Source organism: Neisseria sp. P0016.S008, from assembly GCF_051957775.1.
Classification (GTDB): domain Bacteria; phylum Pseudomonadota; class Gammaproteobacteria; order Burkholderiales; family Neisseriaceae; genus Neisseria; species Neisseria flavescens_B.
Genome location: NZ_JBQCWB010000022.1, coordinates 1 through 1093 on the forward strand (window position 1 = coordinate 1; position 1093 = coordinate 1093).

Annotated in this window: 1 protein-coding gene and 1 pseudogene; both read right to left on the minus strand. The window is 55.3% G+C overall.

What is annotated here, in order from left to right; translation table 11 throughout:
- Positions 1–516 (minus strand): TatD family hydrolase (locus ACTHS8_RS10805; RefSeq protein WP_440373709.1); only part of this gene is annotated, 516 nt, incomplete at its 3' end.
- Between the two features lie 13 nt (positions 517–529).
- A pseudogene (locus ACTHS8_RS10810) lies at positions 530–1093 on the minus strand (asparaginase); the annotation flags it as partial.

The following is a 1093-nucleotide window of genomic DNA, read 5'->3' on the forward strand; positions in this document are numbered from 1 at the left end:
GCCGAGTTTCACCAAAATCCGCGCTTCTTCTACGCTGCCGGAGAAGGCGTGAACGATACCGCCTCGTGTGAAACCGGCGGTTTTGACAGCGACGGCAATGGTGGCGGTGGCTTTCAGATTATGGATAATGACGCGGCGGTTGAGGTTTTGGGCGAGGATAAGTTGGCGGATAAAGACCTCGGTCTGCGTGTCGCGTTGTGCTTGGGTCTGCTCTTTGCCATAAAAATCCAAACCGATTTCGCCAACCCATGCTTGCGGATGCCGGATTAATTCGGACTCTAACTCTTGGAATGCCGCTTCGTTGAGGCCGTCTGAAAACCATGGGTGGATACCCAAAGCGATATGGATGTTTTCAGACGGCCTTTCCAACTGCGCCACTGCCTGCCAATCTTTGGGAGACGTAGCCGGTACGATAAAACGCGCCACACCGACAGCCTGCGCTTCGGCAAGTACGGCAGGCAGTGTGTCGGCAAGTTTGGAATCGGCAAGATGACAGTGGGTGTCGGTGAAAGTCATGTTTAATGGCGGTTTACAGCAGATTTAATTGTCGCAATTCTTGTTGCACCTTATCCGCATTCCAGTCATGGGATACGGCAAGGGTCATCAGCGCAGTGGCGGTCTCCAGGTTGCATTTGCCGCCGTTGATGATACCTGCCTGACGCAAAGCATCGCCTTGGGCATAGACGGCGGCGGCGCAACCTTGCGGCACTTGGCTGATGTTGAGCAGCAATTTGCCTTGTTGCGTAAAGGCTTGGACGGCTCGGACAAACGCATCGTTGCTCGGTGCATTGCCGTGGCCGTAGCTTTGCAGAATCAGGGCTTGTGCGGAAAGGTGGGGCAGGCCGTCTGAAAGTTCTTGCGCGGCATAACCGGGAATCAGTGTGCGGACGGAAACTTTGGCTTCAGGGTTTGGAAGACGCGGTTTGAGGCCGTCTGAATGTTGGGTCAGGGCGGTACGGATATTGTGCCAACCTTTGTTTTCCTCCCATTCGGTGAGCGCGCCAAAATGCAGGTTGTCAAAACCTGCGGCGGTCTCGGTGCTGACTTTGCTGCTGCCGACGGCGGGGAAGAGCTTGCCGTCAAAGGCAATCAC